Here is a 19282-nt window from a genome sequence, read left to right as displayed (position 1 = left end):
GCATAGAGGGGGGCCGGCGCCTACCTCAGGTTTAAGGGAGGGACAAAGATGTCGGAAATCAGAGTGAAAGACAATGAATCGCTGGACAGCGCGCTGCGTCGTTTCAAACGTTCCTGCGCACGCTCCGGTGTGCTTGCTGAAGTGCGTAAACGCGAGGCTTACGAAAAGCCTTCTGTCAGGCGCAAGAAGAAGTCCGAAGCTGCCCGCAAGCGCAAGTTCAAATAAGAATAGCGGACACGCGGCAAGTAAGCGAACAGGCGGGCCTTTACGGCCCGCTTTTTTTGCACCAAAAGAGGGCGGGGGAAAAGGCGGCCCGGCGGCTGCCGTGCCCGCCGGACATGCACGTCCGCACGGAGCACAACTGATAAAGTGAGGAACCGAAAATGCCCCTGTTTACACCGACGATCGTTTTTGAGCGCATCACCTGCATCACGCCGGAGTTTTTGGGCGCGCGGGGGCTTCGCGCGCTCATTCTGGACGTGGACAACACGCTCACGGCCCACGGCAGCCAGGAGCTGCCGCCGGACGTGGCCACGTGGCTGGATACCATGCGCGCCGCAGGCGTGAAGCTCACCATCGCCTCCAACAATATGCCCGGCCGCGTGGCTCCCTTTGCAAAGCGCGTGGGGCTGGAGTATCAGGCGTTCTGCTGTAAGCCGTCGCCGTTTGGCCTGCGCCGGGCGCGCCGGGCCATGGGCGTATCCCGCCGCGAGGTGGCGCTGGTGGGCGACCAGATCTTTACGGACGCGCTGGGCGCGAACCTGTACGGCATCCCGGTTCTGCTGGTGCAGCCCATGCGGCAGGACACCAAAGCGACCATACGCCTGAAACGCGCGCTTGAAAAACCCGTGCTGGCGCGGTATTATAAAAAAGGCGGGCGTGTCCACGGAAAAGAGGAAGACCGCAAACCACCGGACGCATAGAAGCGTCCCGGCCGCCAATACTGGAATAAGAAGGTTGGACCGATATGAAACAACGTACCGATAAACTGCTTGCCGCCATGCCCGGGGGCTTTGAAGCGGCGCTTGTCTCCACGGATGTGAACCGCTTTTATTTTCTGGGCTTTGACTCCGGGGACGCGGGCACCGTGCTCATTTTGCCGGATAAAACCTACTTCATCATCGATTCCCGCTACATCGAGATCGCCGAAGCGACGGTAAAGGAAGCCGAGGTCATCTTAGAGGGAAAGGCACTGGAGCAGGTGCGGGACATCCTGGCCGCGCACGGCGTTAAGCATCTGTATCTGGAAAACAAGGCCACACTGGCTTATGCGGACCGTGTGCGCGCCGCGCTGCCGGGCGTGGAGGTGGACACTGGCGCCGTGCTCTCTGACGCCATCGACGGCATCCGGGCCGTCAAGTCCGAGGAAGAATTCGACGCCATCCGCCGCGCACAGGTCATCACCGACGCCTGCTTCGAGCACATGCTGGGCTACATCAAGCCCGGCGTGCGGGAAATCGACGCCGCGCTGGAGATGGAAGTGTTTATGAAGAGCCACGGCGCGGGCAAGCTGGCGTTCGACACGATCTTTGTCTCGGGGGCAAAAACGAGCCTGCCGCACGGCGTGCCCGGCGACAAACGCATCGAGGCGGGGGACTTCGTCACCATGGACTTCGGCGCGAACGTGGACGGATACTGCACCGATATGACGCGCACGGTGGCGGTGGGCCATGTGTCCGACGAGCAGAAAAAGGTGTATGATACCGTTTTGAAGGCGCAGCTCGCCTGCTGCGGATTCGCCAAAGCGGGCTACAAAGGCTGCGAGGTGGACAAGGTTGCCCGGGATATCATCTACGGCGCGGGCTACGAGGGCTGCTTCGGCCACGGGCTGGGCCACGCCGTGGGCATCGAGATCCATGAAAACCCCCGTTACAGCCCCACCTGCAGCGACATCATACAGTCCGGCATGGTCATGACCATCGAGCCGGGCATCTACCTGCCGGGAAAATTCGGCGTGCGCATTGAGGACACCACCTTCGTGCGGCCGGACGGCTGCGAGATCGTGGGAAAAAGCCCGAAGGAGCTGATCGTGCTGTGACGCGTGGGCGGGCAGCTGCCCGCCCGGCGGGGAAAGCGCGGCCGTCTTGGGGGAAAATGGCTTAAAATGGCCGAAAACCCTTGCAAAACAGGCGCATATTGTGTAAAATCAGAATAGATAAAATGAACTGGTATGCCCGGCGGCCAAAGGCCGGGGCGGCCGGGATAATATTGGAGGATTCATTCTATGGTTTCTGCTGGCGATTTCCGCAATGGCATCACGTTTGAAGAGGACGGCAACGTCTTCCAGATCGTTGAATTTCAGCATGTAAAGCCGGGCAAGGGCGCGGCCTTCGTGCGCACCAAGATCCGCAACGTCATCTCGGGTTCTGTGGTGGAGCGCACCTACAACCCCACCGCCAAGTTCCCCACCGCGTATATCGAGCGCCGCGAAATGACGTATTCCTATCAGGACGGCGACCTGTACTACTTCATGGACAATGAAACGTTCGAGCAGATTCCCCTCAATGAGAGCGAGCTGGGCGACGCCTTCAAATTCGTGAAGGAGAACGAGGTCTGCAAGGTGCTGAGTTATAAGGGCAAGGTGTTCGGCGTCGAGGCTCCGAACTTTGTGGTCCTGGAGGTCACCAAGACGGACCCGGGCTTCAAGGGCAACACTGCCACCAACACGCTCAAGCCCGCCACGCTGGAGACCGGCGCGGAGATCCGTGTGCCCCTGTTCATCAACGAGGGCGATATGATCCGCATCGACACCCGCACCGGCGAGTATATGGAGCGCGCATAACTTTTGCAAAAACAGGCAAGGCTGCAAGGTACGGCCTTGCCTGTTTGATACTAAAAAACGGCCTCCGGGCCGGAACGCGGCGGATGCCGCCTGAAGACGCTTTTCATTGCATTGCAATGAAAGAATAAAAGCATAGGAGGGTATGACCCATGGAACTGAAAGAAAAAGTCGCCTACATCAAAGGGATGATGGAGGGCATGGAATTTGACACTGCCACCAAGGAGGGCAAGCTGCTTGCCGCTGTTGTGGATGTGCTGGAGGAGATGGCCAAGGAGGTCACCAACATCGACGAGGATGTGGATACGCTGTACGATGAGGTCGACGCCATGAGCGAGGACCTGGAGGACGTGGAAAACTTCCTGTTCGACGAGGACGGCGGGGACGAAGACGAGGACGACTACGACGAGGAGTACGAGGCGGGCCTGTATGAGATCACCTGCCCGCAGTGCGGCGAGGTTGTGTGCGTGGATGAGGATATGCTGGCCAATGACGATCTGGCCTGCCCCAACTGCGGCACGAAGTTTGAGGTCGACTTCAGCGAGGACGACGACGCCTGCGAAGGCTGTGAAGGCTGCTGCGGCGGCAAGGACGAAGAATAAACGTATCCCCGGTACAAAACGCCGGAAAAGCCCCTCTGCGCGCCGCGCAGAGGGGCTTTTCTGTTTTGTGGGCATGCAGGGGGAGGCGCAAAAGGGAGAAGGCGCGCCCGTGCTTTTTACGCCCGTTTTTTACAGGGCCGCGTGTGTGCGGCAGTACACGGCATAAAGGCCGTCCAGAATGAGTGTGGGCACATATTGCACGCTGTGCCGGCAGTGCGGCACAACAATGCCCGCCGCACCGCCGGTAGCCACCAGCGTTTTTGCGGGGCCGAGCTCGGCTTCGAAGCGCTCGACCATGCCATCCAGCATACTTGCCGCACCAAATACCACGCCGCTCTGCATGCTTTCCACGGTGTTTTTGCCGATGGCCCGCACGGGCGCGTTGGTGGCGATGCCCTTCAGCAGGCTCGTGCCGTTCACCAGCGCGTCCAGGCTGATGAAAACACCCGGCATGATGCTCACGCCCTGCACCGTGCCCTGCTCGTCCACGGCCGTGATCTTTGTGGCCGTGCCCATGTCGATGACGATAGCCGGCAGCGGATACAGCGCTTTTGCGGCGATGGCTCCGGCCAGCAGGTCGGCCCCCAGCTCCGAGGGTGTGTCGATGTTCACCCCTACGCCTGTGGGCAGCTCCTGCGTGAGCTTCAGCGGTTCCACGCCCGCAAACATGCGCAGCGCCCGCGCCACTGTGTCGGTGATCTGCGGCACCACGCTGGAAATGATGGCGCCTTCGATGTTTTCCCCCGCCACCTTGTAAAGGTTCAGGATGCCGGACAGCTCCAGCGCGTACTGGTCCGCCTCCAGGCTTTTGTCCGTGGAGATGCGGGTGCAGAATCCCAGCGCCCCGTTTTCGTATCCGCCCAAAACGATGTTGGTGTTGCCGATGTCTATTGTCAGTACCATACGTGCAGCCCTTTCTTCCGGTTTGTTGTTATAAATATATGATGCCCCGTCCGCGCGGGTTTTGTCAATAGAAAAATTCACGGCATGTCCGCCGCAAACGTCTGTGCTAAACATACGCTCCCCCTCATAGAATTTCAGTAGAAACCAGTTCAGCCGGCCCGGAACGCGTGCCGCGCGGAAGGGGTTGGGGCGGCACACCGCCCCGAAAATCGTAAGGAGGGAAACGTGCAATGTTTGTATGTACTTTACGCAAGGGCGGGCTGCGGAAACTGGCTGTGGTGGCCGTCTGCGGCGTGGTGCTGGCAGGCGCGGCCATTACCGTGGGCGTGGTGCGCAACAAGGGCGACGCAGTGGATGCGGCCGCGCAGGGCGGCGCGCTTTCGCAGCAGATCACCGGCGCGCAGGACGTGGCGACGTTCCTGCAGGGGTATGGCGTCGAAGTGGACCCCACTACCGCGGAGGTGAGCACCGTCACCGTGCCGCGCAAGTGGGACGATAACTTCAAGGCGTTCAATGAAGTGATCAAGGAAAGCGGGCTGGACCTCTCCCGCGTCAAAAATAAAAAGGTAGACAAATGGGTGGTGCTCATTCCTGCGCAGAGCACCGAAACACAGAAATCCTACGGCGTGGTGCTCGTGTACAAAAACGAGGCCAGGGGCGCGTATATCCTGCAAAAGCCCTCCGGCGAGGTGCTTCCGCTGAAAGCGGCGGCGCCCACGGGGGCAAGCCTTGCGCTGACAGACGAAGAAGTGGCGGCAAACGCGGGCTTTGGCGCCGCCTTTCCGGCGGATGATTCCGCAGCCGCCGCGGGCGCGGGCGTGAGCGGTGCAAACGCGGCTGCAGACGTCCAGGCAGGTGCGGATACGGCCGGGCCGACGGAGGACGCGGCCGCCGAAGCGCAGGCCCAGGCGGACGCCGACGCGCAGATCGAGCCAGGGGCGTTTCCCACGGAATAAGCGCAAAACGCAGTTGATTCTGTACAAAGCGGCATGCCCTTTTTCGGCATGCCGCTTTGTTTGACGGGCTTCTTTTCAGCGGCTGCTTCTGGTATAATTGATTTGGACAGCCGCTTGTGCGGCCGTGCATGCTTCATGCACCGACGCTCTGCCGCGCATGAGCGTGAGAACCTCAAGGCATACAAAATCCTGGCGGCCAAAGTTTTGTTGAAGCCGCCTGCGGCGGCGTCATGGTGTACTATGTCCGGTCAGCGGGTGCAAGCTAAGAAATATGGTGCAATGAAACCAGAGCAGAAGAAGCGGGGGAACTGTGATGTTGAAAAAACGGGGACGCAGGCGGCTGTGGGCCGTTTTGGGCACAATGCTGCTGGCGGCGGCGCTGGGCGTGTGCGCGCTTGCCGCGTCGGATGTGCCGAAGGCGGTGCTGAACGCGCGTGAGAGCGTGGTGCGCATTATGACGGAAGGGGCGATGGGCAGCGGCTTTGCGTTGTCCGAAAATTCCGTCTATGTGGTGACGAACCACCATGTGATCGAAGGCGCGGAAACGATTGAGGTCATAGTGGACGATACAAGGTGGACGACGGCCCGGGTCTACGTAGATCTGCCCGGAAAGGACATCTGTATCTTAAAAACAGACAAGCCCCTGCGCGGCATGCCCGGGCTGCCGCTCCGCTCGGACGCGGTTGAAACAGGGCTGGCGGTATACGCGCTGGGATATCCGGGCGCGGCGGATGATTTCAGCCGGGAATTTGCCACCGGCGTGGACAGCATCACGGTGACGGACGGCATCGTGAGCGCGGTGCGGCAAAGCAGGGCGGAGGGTCTTCAAACCACGTGGGCGATCCAGACGAACGCGCCCATCAGCCCCGGCAACTCCGGCGGGCCGCTTGTGGATGCGGGCGGCAGGCTTGTCGGGATCAATACGTTTATAATGTTGAAGGGCCAGAATGTGAACGGCAGCATTCATGTGCGGGAGCTGCTCACCGTTCTGCAGCAAAACGATATCCCGTACCGCAAGGCGGCGCCCGGTTTTGCGGGCGTGCTGCTGGTTGTACTGGCTGTGGCGGCGGCGCTGGGCGTGTGTGCGGCGCTGCTTTTGCGGCTGCGCCGCCGGGGAGCGGCGTCCGGGAAGCCCATGCGGGAAAAGGCTGTTCCGCTGCCTGTGTTTTTGGCCGGCGGCGGACGGATGGACAGGCTCCGGGCAACGCGGGCGGTGCGGGAGCTGGCGCAACGGCTGGCTTCGATGCCGGAGGTCTCGCGGGCGCTGCATCCGGAAAATATCCTTGTGCGGAGCGGTACGCTGGAGCTGAAGCGTGCGCACGGCGCGGGCAAAAGGCCCGGCGCCTCCGTGTGCGCCGGGTATTCCGCACCGGAATGTTACAACGGAAGCGCGGGTATGGCCGCTGCAGTCTATTTTCTGGGGGCCGTGCTGTATGCGCTTACAGAGGGCCGCGCCCCGCAGGACGTGATCGCGCGTGCGGGCGGCGCGGAGCTGGTGTTTGAGGAGCAAACGCCGCTTGTCCCGCTGCTGAACCGGGCCATGGCGCTGAACGAGGCTTACCGCATTGCCGCCCCGGCGCAGCTTGCACAGGAGCTGGCGCAGGTGGAAGCACAGCTTGCCGCCGCACAGCCGGCGCAGACAGTGCCTGCACAGGAGCTGCCGCAGGCGCAGCGCGCGGCCCTGCAGGAAGCTGCGCCGCTTGGGCCGTTTGCCCCGCAGGGGAGCGGCGGTACGCCGGGTACGGGATATGCGCCCTCTGCCGTTTGCACACCGCAGGCCCCGCGCCGGAAAAAGCGCGGATGGAAAATTGCGCTGGCCGTGGGGCTGCCGCTGGTGCTGCTGGGCGGCGGCTTTTTGGGGTACTCGCTGTATGCGTGGAACGAAATTGAAACCGCGCAGGCTTACGAACAGTATACACAGGCTTACGAATGGTACGAGCGCGCGCCGTGGCTGTGGGAACTGGACGAGCAGCGGGGGCAATATACGGCGGCCTGGGTGCTGGTGGAGCGCGGGGAGCTGAGCGAGGCGGCGCAGGCGTTCCGGGAGCTTGGGGATTACGCGGACAGCGGGGAGCTGGCGGAAAAGTGCAACACATATATCCGTGCGCAGACGGTGGGCTCGCCTTTTACGAAATACAAATTGTACAACAATCTGGGCGGCTTTTTAGACAGCAGCCGGCAGGCGCAGGCGCAGATACCGGAAATTTACGACACGGCATTGGAGCACTACGGGGAAAATCGTTTCAGTGCGGCAATGGAGTGGCTGGAGATCATACCGGATTATGAAAACTACGAAGACGCTTTTGTTTATGTGGAAGCGTGTAAGGCGCACACTGTTTTATCTGAAAACTATTATAAAATGACACGGGAAGTCCAAAATGCATTGGAGATGCTCGAATGGAGCGACCAGTATATTGATGTGGAACCTATATGTATGGACAGATATCTTATAGACTACTTTTTGGATGGAACATGGGTCGCGGTGGATGGCGATGTTTTTGAATATGCAATGGAAAACAACGAGTTTGATTTCTGGTATCGTTATGTTCCGAGCGGTAAATACAATTTTGAGAGCGATGGCATGTACTATGCTTCCAGTGGCACACGGTTTGCCGCATGGGACTATATTTCTTACAACGAAATAGTGATCACATTTGAAAGCGACGGCCGCAGCTATCACTATTACCGCCAATGAGCGGAGCGGCGGCCTCCGCTCCCCCAGGGCCGAAACGGGAAACACTACCTGTTTCGGCCTTTTTTGTGCTATACTGGACCGTATAATAATTGATAAGAAAAAGCCGGGTCCGGGCCCGGCGCGGGGGGAGGGGACGCGGCATGCGTCTGGATAAGTATGTGGCGGGCGCGGCCCAGCAGAGCCGCTCGGACGTACGGCGGGCCATTCAGAAAGGGCTGGTGTGCGTGAACGGCGCGGTGTGCCGCAGCGCGGACGCTCAGGTGCCGGCCGGCGCGGCTGTCACGCTGAACGGGCAGCCGCTCGTCCTGCAGCAGTATGTGTACATCATGCTGGACAAACCCAAGGGTGTGGTGAGTGCGTCCGCGGACAAAAACGACGTGACTGTGGTGGACCTTGTGGGCAGGGCCTACCCCCGCCGCAGCCTGTTCCCCGCCGGGCGGCTGGACAAGACCAGCACGGGCTTTGTGCTGGTGACGGATGACGGCGCATTCGCCCATGATATCCTCGCGCCCAGGCGGCATGTGCCAAAAACCTACGAGGTGCTGCTGGACACGCCCCTCACGCCGGAGATGGCGGCTGGTTTTGCGGCGGGCGTCCGGCTGGCGGACGGGCAGCGGCTGCAGCCCGCGGAGCTTTCGCCGGGGCCGGACGGCCCGTGCAGCGCGCGTGTGGTGCTGCGCCAGGGCGTGTATCATCAGATCAAGCGCATGTTCGGCGTATACGGCGCGGGCGTGAACGAGCTGCGGCGCACGGCCATCGGCGGCCTGGCGCTGGACGCCGCGCTGGGGCCGGGCGGCTTCCGCGAGCTTTCGCCCGCAGAGGTGGCGCGTATCCTCGGCGGCTAGAAAACAGGAAAAAATTCCGGGCCAAATGCTGGAAACTGCATTTTCGGCGCGCTGTTCACAGGTTTTTAAAACATTTTTCACATGAAAAATGTACGATAAATGCAGTGTTTGCGCCCTGTTTCCCAAATTACACAATAAAATGACGTTTATTTTGTTGAAATATGTTGCAAAAGTCAGAACTATTGTGTAAAATAGAGACTAAAGCGACACCTTATTGTTAAAATTCACAACTGAGCGCATGCAGAGCGCCGCAGCACAGAAGGGAAAAGGGTATTATGGCGAACAGAGTTTTTCAGGGCGTTGTCTATCAGATGAAAGATGCGATCGACCGCATGGTGGGCGTTGTCGATGAAACGGGCACCATCATCTCCTGTTCTGACTTGAACCGCATCGGCGAGGTGCGGGACGGCATCGCGTCCGACCGGCTGACAGCCGGCGACGCGTTCGTGCGGGACGGCTACACCTATCATCTGTTCAGTTCGAACAAGCGCAACGATTATGCCGTTCTGGTGGAGGGAACCGACGAGCCCGCCCTGCGCTATGCGGCGCTGCTGGCCATCAGCCTGCAGAACATCAAGCAGTACCACGACGAGAAGTTCGACAAGGCGAACTTTATCAAGAATGTGGTGCTGGACAATATCCTGCCCGGCGATATCTATGCCAAGGCGCGCGAGCTGCATTTCGCAACGGACGTGTCCCGCGTGGTGCTGCTCATCCGCGTTACCTCGGGCGCGGACATTTCCGCCTACGACGTCGTAAGCGGCCTGTTCCCCGATAAGCAGAAGGACTTCGTGTTCAACATCAGCGAGAACGACACCGTCCTCGTCAAGGAGATCAAGCGCGGCATCGACCAGCACGACATCGAAAAGCTGGCCGCCAGCATTGTGGACACCCTCAACGGCGAGCATTACATCAAGGCCGTTGTGGGCATCGGCACGCCCATTGCCAATGTGAAGGACCTGGCCCAGAGCTTCAAGGAGGCACAGATCGCCATGGAGGTGGGCAAGGTGTTCGACACCGAGCAGGCGATCGTCAGCTACGACCATCTGGGCATCGCCCGCCTGATCTATCAGCTGCCCACCACGCTGTGCGAGATGTTCCTGAAAGAAGTGTTTAAACAGGGCAGCATCGAGAGCCTGGACGCCGAGACGCTGTTCACCATCCAGCGCTTCTTTGAAAACAACCTCAACGTTTCGGAGACGAGCCGCGGCCTGTTCGTGCACCGCAACACACTGGTGTACCGTCTGGAAAAAATCAAAAAGCTGACGGGCCTGGACCTGCGGGAATTCGACGACGCCATTGTGTTCAAGGTGGCGCTGATGGTCAAGAAATACCTGAGCGCCAACCCCGCGAAGTATTAAGAAAAAAGAGCCGTTGCGGCAAAGCCTGCTTTCGCCGCAGCGGCGCCTTTTTGGAATATGCCGTGCCCGCGGTGCAATATCGCGGGCGGCAGGCGCGTATTCCCTGCGCAGGGCGGTGCTTTGCGCGCACGCACTCAACCGTGACCCCCATAGGAGAATGATATGGCAACTACCGATATGATCCGTTTTGAAAACGTGAAGAAGATATACACCGGGCTGGACGCCAAAAGCAAGGACATCGTGGCGCTCCACAACGTGAATCTCTCCATCAAAAAAGGCGAATTCGTGTTCGTTCTGGGCCATTCCGGCGCGGGCAAAAGCACGTTCCTCAAGCTGATCCTGCGCGAGGAGGCAGCCACCGAGGGCAAGGTTTTCGTCAACGGGCGCGACCTTTCCAGCATCCGTCAGCGGGAAATTCCCTACCTGCGCCGCGGGCTGGGCGTGGTGTTCCAGGATTTCCGCCTTATTCCCACGATGACGGCCTACGAGAACGTGGCCTTTGCCATGCGTGTGACGAATATCCCCGAGCGGCAGATCAAGCGGCGCGTGCCCTATGTGCTGAACCTGGTGGGGCTCGCGGGCAAGGCGCACAGCCTGCCGCAGGAGCTTTCCGGCGGCGAGCAGCAGCGCATTGCGCTGGCGCGGGCTTTGGTTCATTCCCCGCCCATCATCATTGCGGACGAGCCCACCGGCAATATCGACCCGGAGCTGTCTGTGGAGATCATGGAGCTGCTGCAGGCCATCAACAGCGTGGGCACCACGGTCGTGGTCGTCACCCATGAACGCGAGCTGGCCGCGCGGTTCCGCAAGCGCACCATCATGATCGACCACGGCGAGGTGGTCGACGACGGCCTCGGCCGGTACGGGAGGGAGGCCGCGCAGGTATGAAATGGTCCAGCTTTAAGTATCTTGTCAAGCAGGGATGGCACAGCATGGTGGCCAACCGGCTGATGACGCTGGCATCCATCGGCGTGCTGGTGGCATGCCTGATGATCACGGGCGTGGCGGCGCTGCTGTCCGTCAACGTGACAAGCTATGTGGATTATCTTGAAACGCTCAACGAGATCGTCTTTTTCATCGATGACGCCGCCCCCGCCGAGACCGTGGAGGCGCTGAAAACGCAGATCCCCGCCGACGGGAACGTGGCTGCCTGCGAATACGTCCCCAAGGCTGCGGCCGTGGAGGAAATGCGGGAGTATCTGGGCGACTACGGCGATATCATGAACGATTATGCCGGAGAAGGGAACACCGAAAATCCGCTGCCCGCTTCGTTCCGCGTGTCGGTGACAGACGTTGCGGACCTTGCGCCCACAGTGGAGCGCATCAAGGCCATGGGCGCGTATACGGCCACGGCCGAGGACGGCACCGCCAGCGATGCGAACGTGTTTTACAAAGTGAATTCGCCCTCCGAGCTTTCCAGTACATTGGTGAACCTGAAGCGCATCGTCAACTACATCGGCTGGGGCCTTGTGGCCGTGCTGGGCGTGGTGAGCGTGGTGGTCATCAGCAACACCATCCGCCTGACGGTATTTGCCCGCCGCAAGGAGATCAATATCATGAAATTCGTGGGCGCGACGAATGCGTTCATCCGGCTGCCGTTCTTTGTGGAGGGCATGACGGTGGGCGCTATCTCGGGCGTGCTGGCCACGGTCGTTGTGGGCGGTGCGTATTACGGGCTGGAGCAGGCGCTGCTGCAGCCGGAGGCGCTTTGGCTGAACGAGTTCACCAAATGCATGTGGCCGTTCATGGATATCATCTGGCCGCTGCTGGGCGGGTTTGTGCTGTTCGGCGTCGCCATCGGCGGCGTGGGCTGCGCGTCCAGCATCCGCAAGCACCTGAAGGTGTGATCTTTTTTGAACACAGGAGTTTTCTATGGAAAAGCATAAAAAACTGGTCCGCGTCGTATGTCTGGTGCTTGCCGCACTGATGGTGATGACCATCGGCGTGCCGCTGATCTTTGCCTATGCCGAAACGCCGGCGGAGAAGCTGGAGCGTCTGCGCAAGGAGCTGGAGGACATCAAATCCAACATCAGCGCCGTGGAGAACAGCAAGGAAAAATCCGAGCAGACCAAGCAGTATTATCAGGCACAGGCCAATAACCTGAAGGCGCAGCTTGCCGCCATCAAGGAGGACATCGCGGCCCAACAGCAGAGCATTGAGCTGAAAAATGCCGAGGTGGCGGAAAAAGCGGCCAATGTGGCGTATAATAAGAGCATGTTCGAATCCCGCCTCAAGGGCATGTACGAGATGAGCCGGCAGTCGAACCTTGCAATTCTTCTGGGCATCGACGACGTTTCCCAGATCCTGCTGTTTGCCGAAAACCTGCAGCAGATATCGGAGCATGATACCCAGCTCGTACAGCAGCTGCGGGACGAGCAGGCGGCCCTGGAGGCCCAGCGCGCCGAGCTGGAGCAGCAGCTTGCGGACCTTGCCGCCCGCGAGCAGGAGCTGACAGACACCGCCGTGGCGTATTCCAATGCCATCCAGCAGGCGGATGCAGCCATCAGCGCGGCTGAGGCGGACCTTGCCGCAAATGAAGAGGCTCTGGCGGAAACCCAGAGGCAGTACGAGCAGGCGCAGGAAGAATGGCGGCAGTGGACGGCGGCAAACAACGTGGATTTCGAGTACAATCAGGGCGGCTTTGCCTGGCCTATCCCGGGGTATACGAACCTTTCCTCCGATTTCGGCGTGGGACGCTGGATCTACGGCAAGTGGGACGTGCACCGCGGCATGGATGTGCCGGCCCCGGCGGGCACGCCCATCTATGCGGCTGCGGACGGCGTGGTGAGCACCAACAACCACTGGACCTACGGAATTTCCGTAAAGATATCCCACGGCTCCGGCCTTGCTACCATTTACGGCCATATGTCGGCGCGCGCTGTAAACGACGGCGATTACGTGACGCAGGGCCAGCTCATCGGTTATGTGGGGAGCACGGGCAACAGTACGGGCAACCACCTGCATTTTGAGACGACTCTTAACGGCGCGGCGGTGAGCTCGCGGCCGTATCTGGGGCCGCCGTGGGGCTGAACAGCGGTTTCGGCACCCGCGCAAGGAAAGTGAGACGAAGCTATGAATAAAAAGATCACCGTAAATCTGGCGGTGGCCATCGCCATCATTGCCATGACGGTCACCTTCGTTGTGACGATGATTCTGAGCATGCAGCTGTTCAACCGGACCGTCAGCGGCGTGCGCGAAAAAGAGATCATGTACAACAAGCTCTCGGAGATGGACAAGAGCGCCCGGGAGAATTATTACGGCGAGATCGTGGACGACACCCTGTACGATTATATCGCGGCGGGCTACGTTACCGGCATGGGCGACAAGGACGCGCGCTATTATACCGCAAAGCAGTATCTGGAATATCTCAACCAGCAGAACGGCGTGGTCATGGGCGTGGGCGCGGATGTGATCAAGGACGCCAACGGCTATGCGCGCATTGTTAAGGTGTACCCCAACAGCCCGGCGGAGGAATCCGGCCTGCAGAAGAATTTCTACATCACCAAGGTCGGGGAGCTGGACGTTAAAACGCTTTCCCTCTCGCAGGTGAACAGCCAGCTGCTGGGCGAATCCGGCACGTCGGTGCTGCTCACGGTGGTGAACGCCACGGGCGAGGACGAGCACACGGTGGAGATCCAGCGCCGCGAGTTCGACGTGCCCTCCGTGGAGGGCCAGGTGCCGGAGGGTACCACGACCGCATATTTCTGGATCAACGCTTTCAATTCCAAGACAGTGGACGAGCTGAAAGCATATTTTGAACGCTGGCAGGAGGAGGGCGTCGCCGTGGACGGCGTGGTGTTCGACGTGCGCAACAACACGGGCGGAAACCTGACGAACGCCATGCATGTGATCGATTACCTGTGCCCGGTAGGCCCTATCGCAAGCCAGCAGAACAAGGACGGAACCGTCACCACGCTGGAGACCTCCGACGCCAGCGAGGTGGAGCTGCCCATGGTGGTGCTGGTGAACGGCAACACGTCCTACGCGGCGGAGCTGTTTGCCACATCCATTCGGGAATTTGAAAAAGGACGCGTCGTCGGTACGCGCACAGCGGGCAAGGGCACCATCCAGTGCCGTCCGGTGGCTCTTTCAGACGGCTCGGCATTTTCGTATACGGTGGGCCTGCTGCTGAGCAAGAACGGAGCCACCTTCAACGGGACAGGCATTTCACCGGATGTGGAGGCGTCTCTCTCCGCCGAGGAGGAGGCGAATTTCTACAACTTCACCGTGGATACCGATCCGCAGATCCTGCGCGCGTTTGAAGTGGTGGATACGCTTACGGGCCGCAACGACATCCAGGCCAGCCTGGAGCCGTCACAGAGCAGCTCGGCTTCGGAGGCGGGCGGCGCGGGTTCCTCTTTACAGAGCGAACCGGCCGGAACGGACGCTTCGTCGGCCGCCGAGCCTGCGGCATAAGCGCGGGCCGGAACTGTTTGTAAATGGAGTCTCGCCCCTGTATCCGGGGCGGCGGAACAACGCACACCGCGCTGCGGGGCGCACAGCCCGGCGGGCGCGGTGCGTTTTTGTTCCGCCAAGAAAAAAGAGGAGGCAGCGCGTGAATCTGACGGATATTTCCACCATCAAAACGCTGTGCGCGGCGCACGGCTTTTCGCTCTCCAAGGAATTCGGGCAGAATTTTATCGTCAACCCGGGCATCTGCCCCAAGATCGCCGAGGCGGCGGGGATTGACGAGCACTTCGGCGTGCTGGAGGTCGGCCCCGGCATGGGGGTGCTGACCAAGGAGCTGGCGCGGCGCGCAAAAAAAGTAGTGGCGGTGGAGGTGGACAAGCGTCTGCCGCCGCTGCTGGCGGAAACTCTGGCAGAATATGAAAACGTGACGGTCGTGGAGGGCGACGTGCTGAAGGTGGACCTTGCGGCGCTCATCCGGGACGAGTTCCCGGGCCTGCGTGTGGCCGTATGTGCAAACCTGCCCTATTATATTACCAGCCCTATCGTCATGAAGCTGCTGGAGGAGCGGCTGCCCATCGAGCATATCACGGTAATGGTGCAGAAAGAGGCGGCGGATCGCCTTTCCGCCGCGCCCGGCACCCGCGCGGCGGGCGCTGTCACATATGCGGTGCATTATTACGCCGCGCCCCGCACGCTGTTTACCGTACAGCCGGGCAGCTTTTATCCCCCGCCCAAGGTAACGAGCGCCGTCATTCAGCTGCGTCTGCACGAAGCGCCGCCGGTCACGCCCCGCAGCGCGGAAGCGATGTTCCGTGTCATCCGCGCCGCGTTCAGCCAGCGGCGCAAGACGGCGGCCAACGCGGCCAGCGCGGGGCTGCATCTGCCCAAGGAGGCGGTGGCCGAGGCGCTGGCTGCGGCAGGCGTGCCGCCCACGGCCCGGCCCGAGCAGCTGACGCTGCAGAATTACGCCGACGTTTCCGACGCGCTGTTTGCGTTTCGGTGACCGGTTTGCCCTGTTGAAAACTGCTGTTCTTCTTTGTATACTGGTACTATGATATGAAATATCAGGCTCCGAATACCTGTGCAGACGAAGGAAATAACGGCCCAGAGCCTGTGCGGGCCGCTTTTGAAACGGAAAGGGAGTATCCATTTATGAAAGAAGTATTGAATGTAGGTGTTATCGGCCTGGGCAACCGCGGCTCCAACCTGCTGGAAAACTGTATCCTGCCCCAGCCGGGCGTTCGTGTGCTGGCCGTGTGCGACAATTATGAGGACCGCCGGGAGAAGGGCGTGCAGCTTGTGACGGCAGCGGGCCAGCCCGCGCCCCGCGCTGCGGCGGATTACCGCGAGGTACTGGCCATGCCGGAAATCGACGCTGTGGTCATTATGGCGTCGTGGGAATCCCATCTGAACCTTGCCTGCGACGCCATGCGCGCAGGCAAGTATACGGCCGTGGAGGTGGCGGGCGCATATTCTGTGGAGGACTGCTGGAAGCTGGTGCGCACCCACGAGGAAACGGGCGTACCCTGCATGATGCTGGAAAACTGCTGTTTCGGCCGCGACGAGCTGATGGTGCTGAATATGGTGCGCCAGGGCCTGTTCGGCGAGGTGGTGCACTGCCAGGGAGGTTACCGCCACGACCTGCGGGAGGAGGTCTCCACCGGGCGCGAGATGCGGCACTACCGCTTCCGCAACTACCTGTACCGGAACTGCGAAAACTACCCCACCCACGAGCTGGGCCCCATTGCAAACGTGCTGGACATCAACCGCGGCAACCGCATGCTGACGCTTGTTTCAGTGGCGTCCAAGGCCGCGGGGCTGCACGAATATCTGCTGCGGGAAAAAGGCCCGGACTACGACGCTGCAAAAATGAATTTTGCCCAGGGCGACGTGGTGACGACCATCATCAAATGCGCCCGGGGCGAGACGATCTGCCTGACGCTGGACACCACCTTGCCGCGGGCCTATTCCCGCGGATTCCATGTGCAGGGGACAAAGGGCATGTACATGGAGGACAACAAGAGCGTCTTTTTAGACGGCAAAGACAACGAGTATGATTTTAAGTGGAACGAGCGCTGGAACAGCGCCGAGGAGTACCGTGAGAAGTACGACCATCCGGTGTGGAAAAAATATCTGGCCGAAGGCGTGCGCGGCGGCCATGACGGCATGGACTGGCTGGTGTTCCGCTCGTTCTTCGACGCCGCAAAGGCGGGCGCGCCTGCGCCCATCGACGTATATGATGCGGCGGCATGGATGAGTATTTCCTGCCTGAGTGAGCAGAGCGTGGCCATGGGCGGCGCTCCCGTGCCCATTCCGGACTTTACCAACGGCATGTGGATGGAGCGCGCTCCTTGGCAGCCGTAAAGCGGGAGCTTCCGGTATTTTATGCTCCGCTCCCTTTCTGAAAAATGAAAAAACAGCGGGCCGCGCCCGTGGGAAAAAGCCTTCCGGTTTTCCGGAAGGCTTCTTTTTTGCGCCTTTGCGGGCGCTAACGCAACCTTAACATCCGGCGGCGAACGTTAAGCGCACACTTACAGCTTATGCCCTATAATGAGGCATACCGCGATAAGGGAAGGAAGGGAATGGATTATGATGGATGTTCTGATGGTCGGAACATTGCTGGCCTGCTTCGGGCTTGTATGGCTTTTGGCAAAATGGTGCCAGAAGCAGGTGGACGCCGCGGAGTGAGCGCGGGGAAAAAGGCCGCAAGGAGGATACATAAATGCTGGTACTGGGTGGGATCGTGCTGCTGCTGGGCTGCTATCTGATCTATGCATTGGTACATCCGGAAAAATTTTGATTCGCTGTGAGCGAAACTGAGATAAACAGGAGGAGCTTGTCATGCTACAGCTTGCACTGACAGTGAGCATTTATTTGCTCATTGTCATTCCCGCGGGTGTGTATCTGTATCACATCGCGGCGGGGAAACACACTTTTGCAGACCCCGTCTTTGACCGTGTGGACGGAGCGATCTATAAAATCAGCGGAGTGGACCCCGGGAAGGGGATGAACTGGAAACAGTATGCCCTGGCTCTGCTGGGGACGAACGCCGTGATGGTGTTCATCGGGTATCTGATCCTGCGCGTGCAGAGCGCAGGGCTTTTCAACCCGAACAATATTGAGAATATGGAGCCCACGCTGGCATTCAATACCATTATCAGCTTCATGACGAACACGAATCTCCAGCACTATTCCGGTGAGTCCGGGCTTTCCTACCTGTCTCAGATGCTGGTCATCATTTTTATGATGTTCGTGTCCGCCGCAAGCGGATATGCTGCCTGCGTTGCGTTCATCCGCGGCCTTGCAGGCAGGACAAAAAACGACGTGGGCAATTTTTTTGCGGACCTGGTGCGCATCACCACCCGTATCCTGCTGCCGTTTTCCATTGTGGGCGGCTTGCTGCTGGTATGGCAGGGCGTGCCGCAGAATTTTGAAGGCAATGTTGTGGTGGAGACACTGGAGGGCACATTTCAGGTCATTGCCATGGGCCCCATCGCCGCGCTGGAGATCATCAAGCATCTGGGCACGAACGGCGGCGGCTTCCTGGGCGCAAACTCGTCTACGCCGCTGGAAAACCCCACGATGCTCTCAAACCTGATCGAGCTGTATTCCATGATGCTCCTGCCCGGCGCATGCGTCATCACCTTCGGTAAAATGGTGCACGCCCGCAGGCAGGAAGCGGCGGACGGCATGCAAAGGGCAGGCGGCCTGCGTGCGCGCGGCGGCCTTTCCGCGGCCATCTACGGCCGCGAGGGACGCAGCATTTTTGCCGCCATGGGCATCCTGTTCGTCATCGGCCTGAGCGTATGCTTCTGGGCCGAGAGCCAGGGCAACCCGGCGTTGGCGGATATCGGCCTGGACCAGGCCATGGGCAGTATGGAGGGCAAGGAGGTCCGCTTCGGTATTGCGCAGTCGGCGATGTTCACCACCGTCACGACCTCTTTTACGACCGGTACGGTGAACAATATGCACGACACCCTGACGCCGCTGGGCGGCATGATCCCTCTGCTGCACATGATGCTGAACGTAGTATTCGGCGGCAAGGGCGTCGGTCTGATGAATATGATCCTGTACGCCATTCTGGCAGTGTTCATCTGCGGCCTGATGATCGGGCGCACGCCGGAATACCTGGGCAAAAAGATCGAAGGCCGGGAAATGAAGCTCACCGCGCTGTGCATCATCATCCACCCGCTGCTCATCCTTGCGTTTTCCGCGCTGGCAGTGGGCACCGCAGCCGGGCGGGAGGGCATCACCAATCCGGGCTTTCACGGCCTGAGCCAGGTGCTGTATGAATATGCCTCCTCCGCCGCCAACAACGGTTCCGGTTTTGAGGGCCTGGCGGATAATACCTGTTTCTGGAATATCACCGCCGGTCTGGCCATGTTCTTCGGCCGGTACCTTTCCATCGTCATCCAGTTGGCCATTGCCGGGTCGCTGATGAAAAAGAACTTTGTCAATGAATCGGCCGGCACGCTGCGGACGGACACGGTTTCGTTTTCCGTTATCCTGGTTTTCGTCGTATACATTTTTGCCGCGCTGACATTTTTTCCAGCGCTGGCATTGGGCCCCGTTGCAGAGCATCTGGCTCTGTGGGGCTAAGAGCGGTTTGAAAAATCAAAAAAGCTGCCTTTCCCAACAGGAACTGACGTTTACTGCGTCCCAAATCCTCGGAATACAGCAGGTATTCCTGCGCTTTTGGCCTTGTAACTGCTCGATCCTTGCGGGAAATAC

At 60.0% G+C, this 19282-nt stretch carries 18 protein-coding genes; 17 read left to right on the top strand and 1 reads right to left on the bottom strand.

Features of this window, described 5'->3' with window-relative positions:
* Nucleotides 1–48 precede the first annotated feature (48 nt).
* The 5 genes from rpsU to TQ39_RS09895 all read left to right on the top strand — a co-directional run bounded on the left by rpsU (nucleotide 49) and on the right by TQ39_RS09895 (nucleotide 3381).
* Nucleotides 49–225 carry a 30S ribosomal protein S21 gene (gene rpsU, locus TQ39_RS09915; protein ID WP_009322493.1) on the top strand — a complete coding sequence of 59 codons (177 nt, stop codon included), beginning with the start codon at nucleotides 49–51 and terminating at the stop codon, nucleotides 223–225.
* A 158-nt stretch (nucleotides 226–383) separates the two neighbouring features.
* A complete protein-coding gene (locus TQ39_RS09910) occupies nucleotides 384–923 on the top strand; it encodes a YqeG family HAD IIIA-type phosphatase (RefSeq protein WP_050005420.1) in 540 nt (179 codons plus the stop codon).
* A gap of 44 nt (nucleotides 924–967) precedes the next feature.
* Nucleotides 968–2038, top strand: a complete 1071-nt coding sequence (locus TQ39_RS09905; RefSeq protein WP_069955731.1) for a M24 family metallopeptidase — start codon at nucleotides 968–970, stop codon at nucleotides 2036–2038.
* 186 nt (nucleotides 2039–2224) lie between these two features.
* Nucleotides 2225–2782, top strand: coding sequence for an elongation factor P (gene efp / locus TQ39_RS09900; protein WP_009322496.1), 558 nt, complete (start codon nucleotides 2225–2227; stop codon nucleotides 2780–2782).
* 149 nt (nucleotides 2783–2931) lie between these two features.
* Entirely contained in the window at nucleotides 2932–3381 is a 450-nt protein-coding gene (locus TQ39_RS09895) for a CD1247 N-terminal domain-containing protein (protein ID WP_009322497.1), read from the top strand.
* A 129-nt stretch (nucleotides 3382–3510) separates the two neighbouring features.
* Here the strand turns inward: TQ39_RS09895 and TQ39_RS09890 are convergent, their stop codons facing one another.
* Nucleotides 3511–4284, bottom strand: coding sequence for a type III pantothenate kinase (locus TQ39_RS09890; protein ID WP_040909799.1), 774 nt, complete (start codon nucleotides 4282–4284; stop codon nucleotides 3511–3513).
* A 230-nt stretch (nucleotides 4285–4514) separates the two neighbouring features.
* On the opposite strand from TQ39_RS09890, the gene TQ39_RS09885 reads away from it, so the two are divergent.
* The 12 genes from TQ39_RS09885 to TQ39_RS09835 all read left to right on the top strand — a co-directional run bounded on the left by TQ39_RS09885 (nucleotide 4515) and on the right by TQ39_RS09835 (nucleotide 19150).
* On the top strand, nucleotides 4515–5240 hold the full coding sequence (locus tag TQ39_RS09885) for a DUF4830 domain-containing protein (protein ID WP_050005418.1): 726 nt from the start codon (nucleotides 4515–4517) through the stop codon (nucleotides 5238–5240).
* A 313-nt stretch (nucleotides 5241–5553) separates the two neighbouring features.
* Nucleotides 5554–7935: a trypsin-like peptidase domain-containing protein gene (locus TQ39_RS09880; RefSeq protein WP_050005417.1), complete on the top strand. Its 2382-nt coding sequence runs from the start codon at nucleotides 5554–5556 to the stop codon at nucleotides 7933–7935.
* 140 nt (nucleotides 7936–8075) lie between these two features.
* Complete coding sequence (locus tag TQ39_RS09875; RefSeq protein ID WP_050005416.1) at nucleotides 8076–8780, top strand: pseudouridine synthase; 705 nt, start codon at nucleotides 8076–8078, stop codon at nucleotides 8778–8780.
* A gap of 275 nt (nucleotides 8781–9055) precedes the next feature.
* Complete coding sequence (locus TQ39_RS09870; RefSeq protein WP_009322506.1) at nucleotides 9056–10141, top strand: PucR family transcriptional regulator; 1086 nt, start codon at nucleotides 9056–9058, stop codon at nucleotides 10139–10141.
* A 162-nt stretch (nucleotides 10142–10303) separates the two neighbouring features.
* Entirely contained in the window at nucleotides 10304–11029 is a 726-nt protein-coding gene (ftsE, locus tag TQ39_RS09865; RefSeq protein ID WP_009322507.1) for a cell division ATP-binding protein FtsE, read from the top strand.
* The gene (locus TQ39_RS09860; protein ID WP_050005415.1) at nucleotides 11026–11988 is read left to right on the top strand and encodes a permease-like cell division protein FtsX; all 963 of its coding nucleotides are present in this window, start codon (nucleotides 11026–11028) and stop codon (nucleotides 11986–11988) included. The genes ftsE and TQ39_RS09860 overlap by 4 nt, the downstream gene beginning before the upstream one ends.
* 25 nt (nucleotides 11989–12013) lie before the next feature.
* Entirely contained in the window at nucleotides 12014–13171 is a 1158-nt protein-coding gene (locus TQ39_RS09855) for a murein hydrolase activator EnvC family protein (RefSeq protein ID WP_050005414.1), read from the top strand.
* Between the two features lie 42 nt (nucleotides 13172–13213).
* The gene (locus TQ39_RS09850; protein ID WP_009322510.1) at nucleotides 13214–14557 is read left to right on the top strand and encodes a S41 family peptidase; all 1344 of its coding nucleotides are present in this window, start codon (nucleotides 13214–13216) and stop codon (nucleotides 14555–14557) included.
* A 139-nt stretch (nucleotides 14558–14696) separates the two neighbouring features.
* Nucleotides 14697–15554 (top strand): 16S rRNA (adenine(1518)-N(6)/adenine(1519)-N(6))-dimethyltransferase RsmA, encoded by an 858-nt coding sequence (gene rsmA / locus TQ39_RS09845; protein WP_050005413.1) that lies wholly within the window; start codon nucleotides 14697–14699, stop codon nucleotides 15552–15554.
* Between the two features lie 149 nt (nucleotides 15555–15703).
* Nucleotides 15704–16915: a Gfo/Idh/MocA family protein gene (locus TQ39_RS09840; protein WP_050005412.1), complete on the top strand. Its 1212-nt coding sequence runs from the start codon at nucleotides 15704–15706 to the stop codon at nucleotides 16913–16915.
* A gap of 358 nt (nucleotides 16916–17273) precedes the next feature.
* Complete coding sequence (locus tag TQ39_RS21975) at nucleotides 17274–17351, top strand: potassium-transporting ATPase subunit F (protein WP_082052197.1); 78 nt, start codon at nucleotides 17274–17276, stop codon at nucleotides 17349–17351.
* A 41-nt stretch (nucleotides 17352–17392) separates the two neighbouring features.
* Entirely contained in the window at nucleotides 17393–19150 is a 1758-nt protein-coding gene (locus TQ39_RS09835; RefSeq protein WP_009322514.1) for a potassium-transporting ATPase subunit KdpA, read from the top strand.
* Nucleotides 19151–19282: the final 132 nt, after the last annotated feature.

The organism is Ruthenibacterium lactatiformans (genome assembly GCF_000949455.1).
Taxonomy (GTDB): Bacteria; Bacillota; Clostridia; order Oscillospirales; family Ruminococcaceae; genus Ruthenibacterium; species Ruthenibacterium lactatiformans.
The sequence above is the reverse complement of the archived record's forward strand: the minus strand, read 5'-3'. Positions and strand labels throughout refer to the sequence as shown.

Bases quoted from the DNA above. Each gene is read 5' to 3' on its own strand.
- rpsU (WP_009322493.1), top strand. From the start codon at position 49: ATGTCGGAAATCAGAGTGAAAGACAATGAATCGCTGGACAGCGCGCTG.
- TQ39_RS09910 (WP_050005420.1), top strand. From the start codon at position 384: ATGCCCCTGTTTACACCGACGATCGTTTTTGAGCGCATCACCTGCATC.
- TQ39_RS09905 (WP_069955731.1), top strand. From the start codon at position 968: ATGAAACAACGTACCGATAAACTGCTTGCCGCCATGCCCGGGGGCTTT.
- efp (WP_009322496.1), top strand. From the start codon at position 2,225: ATGGTTTCTGCTGGCGATTTCCGCAATGGCATCACGTTTGAAGAGGAC.
- TQ39_RS09895 (WP_009322497.1), top strand. From the start codon at position 2,932: ATGGAACTGAAAGAAAAAGTCGCCTACATCAAAGGGATGATGGAGGGC.
- TQ39_RS09890 (WP_040909799.1), bottom strand. From the start codon at position 4,284: ATGGTACTGACAATAGACATCGGCAACACCAACATCGTTTTGGGCGGA.
- TQ39_RS09885 (WP_050005418.1), top strand. From the start codon at position 4,515: ATGTTTGTATGTACTTTACGCAAGGGCGGGCTGCGGAAACTGGCTGTG.
- TQ39_RS09880 (WP_050005417.1), top strand. From the start codon at position 5,554: ATGTTGAAAAAACGGGGACGCAGGCGGCTGTGGGCCGTTTTGGGCACA.
- TQ39_RS09875 (WP_050005416.1), top strand. From the start codon at position 8,076: ATGCGTCTGGATAAGTATGTGGCGGGCGCGGCCCAGCAGAGCCGCTCG.
- TQ39_RS09870 (WP_009322506.1), top strand. From the start codon at position 9,056: ATGGCGAACAGAGTTTTTCAGGGCGTTGTCTATCAGATGAAAGATGCG.
- ftsE (WP_009322507.1), top strand. From the start codon at position 10,304: ATGGCAACTACCGATATGATCCGTTTTGAAAACGTGAAGAAGATATAC.
- TQ39_RS09860 (WP_050005415.1), top strand. From the start codon at position 11,026: ATGAAATGGTCCAGCTTTAAGTATCTTGTCAAGCAGGGATGGCACAGC.
- TQ39_RS09855 (WP_050005414.1), top strand. From the start codon at position 12,014: ATGGAAAAGCATAAAAAACTGGTCCGCGTCGTATGTCTGGTGCTTGCC.
- TQ39_RS09850 (WP_009322510.1), top strand. From the start codon at position 13,214: ATGAATAAAAAGATCACCGTAAATCTGGCGGTGGCCATCGCCATCATT.
- TQ39_RS09840 (WP_050005412.1), top strand. From the start codon at position 15,704: ATGAAAGAAGTATTGAATGTAGGTGTTATCGGCCTGGGCAACCGCGGC.
- TQ39_RS21975 (WP_082052197.1), top strand. From the start codon at position 17,274: ATGCTGGTACTGGGTGGGATCGTGCTGCTGCTGGGCTGCTATCTGATC.
- TQ39_RS09835 (WP_009322514.1), top strand. From the start codon at position 17,393: ATGCTACAGCTTGCACTGACAGTGAGCATTTATTTGCTCATTGTCATT.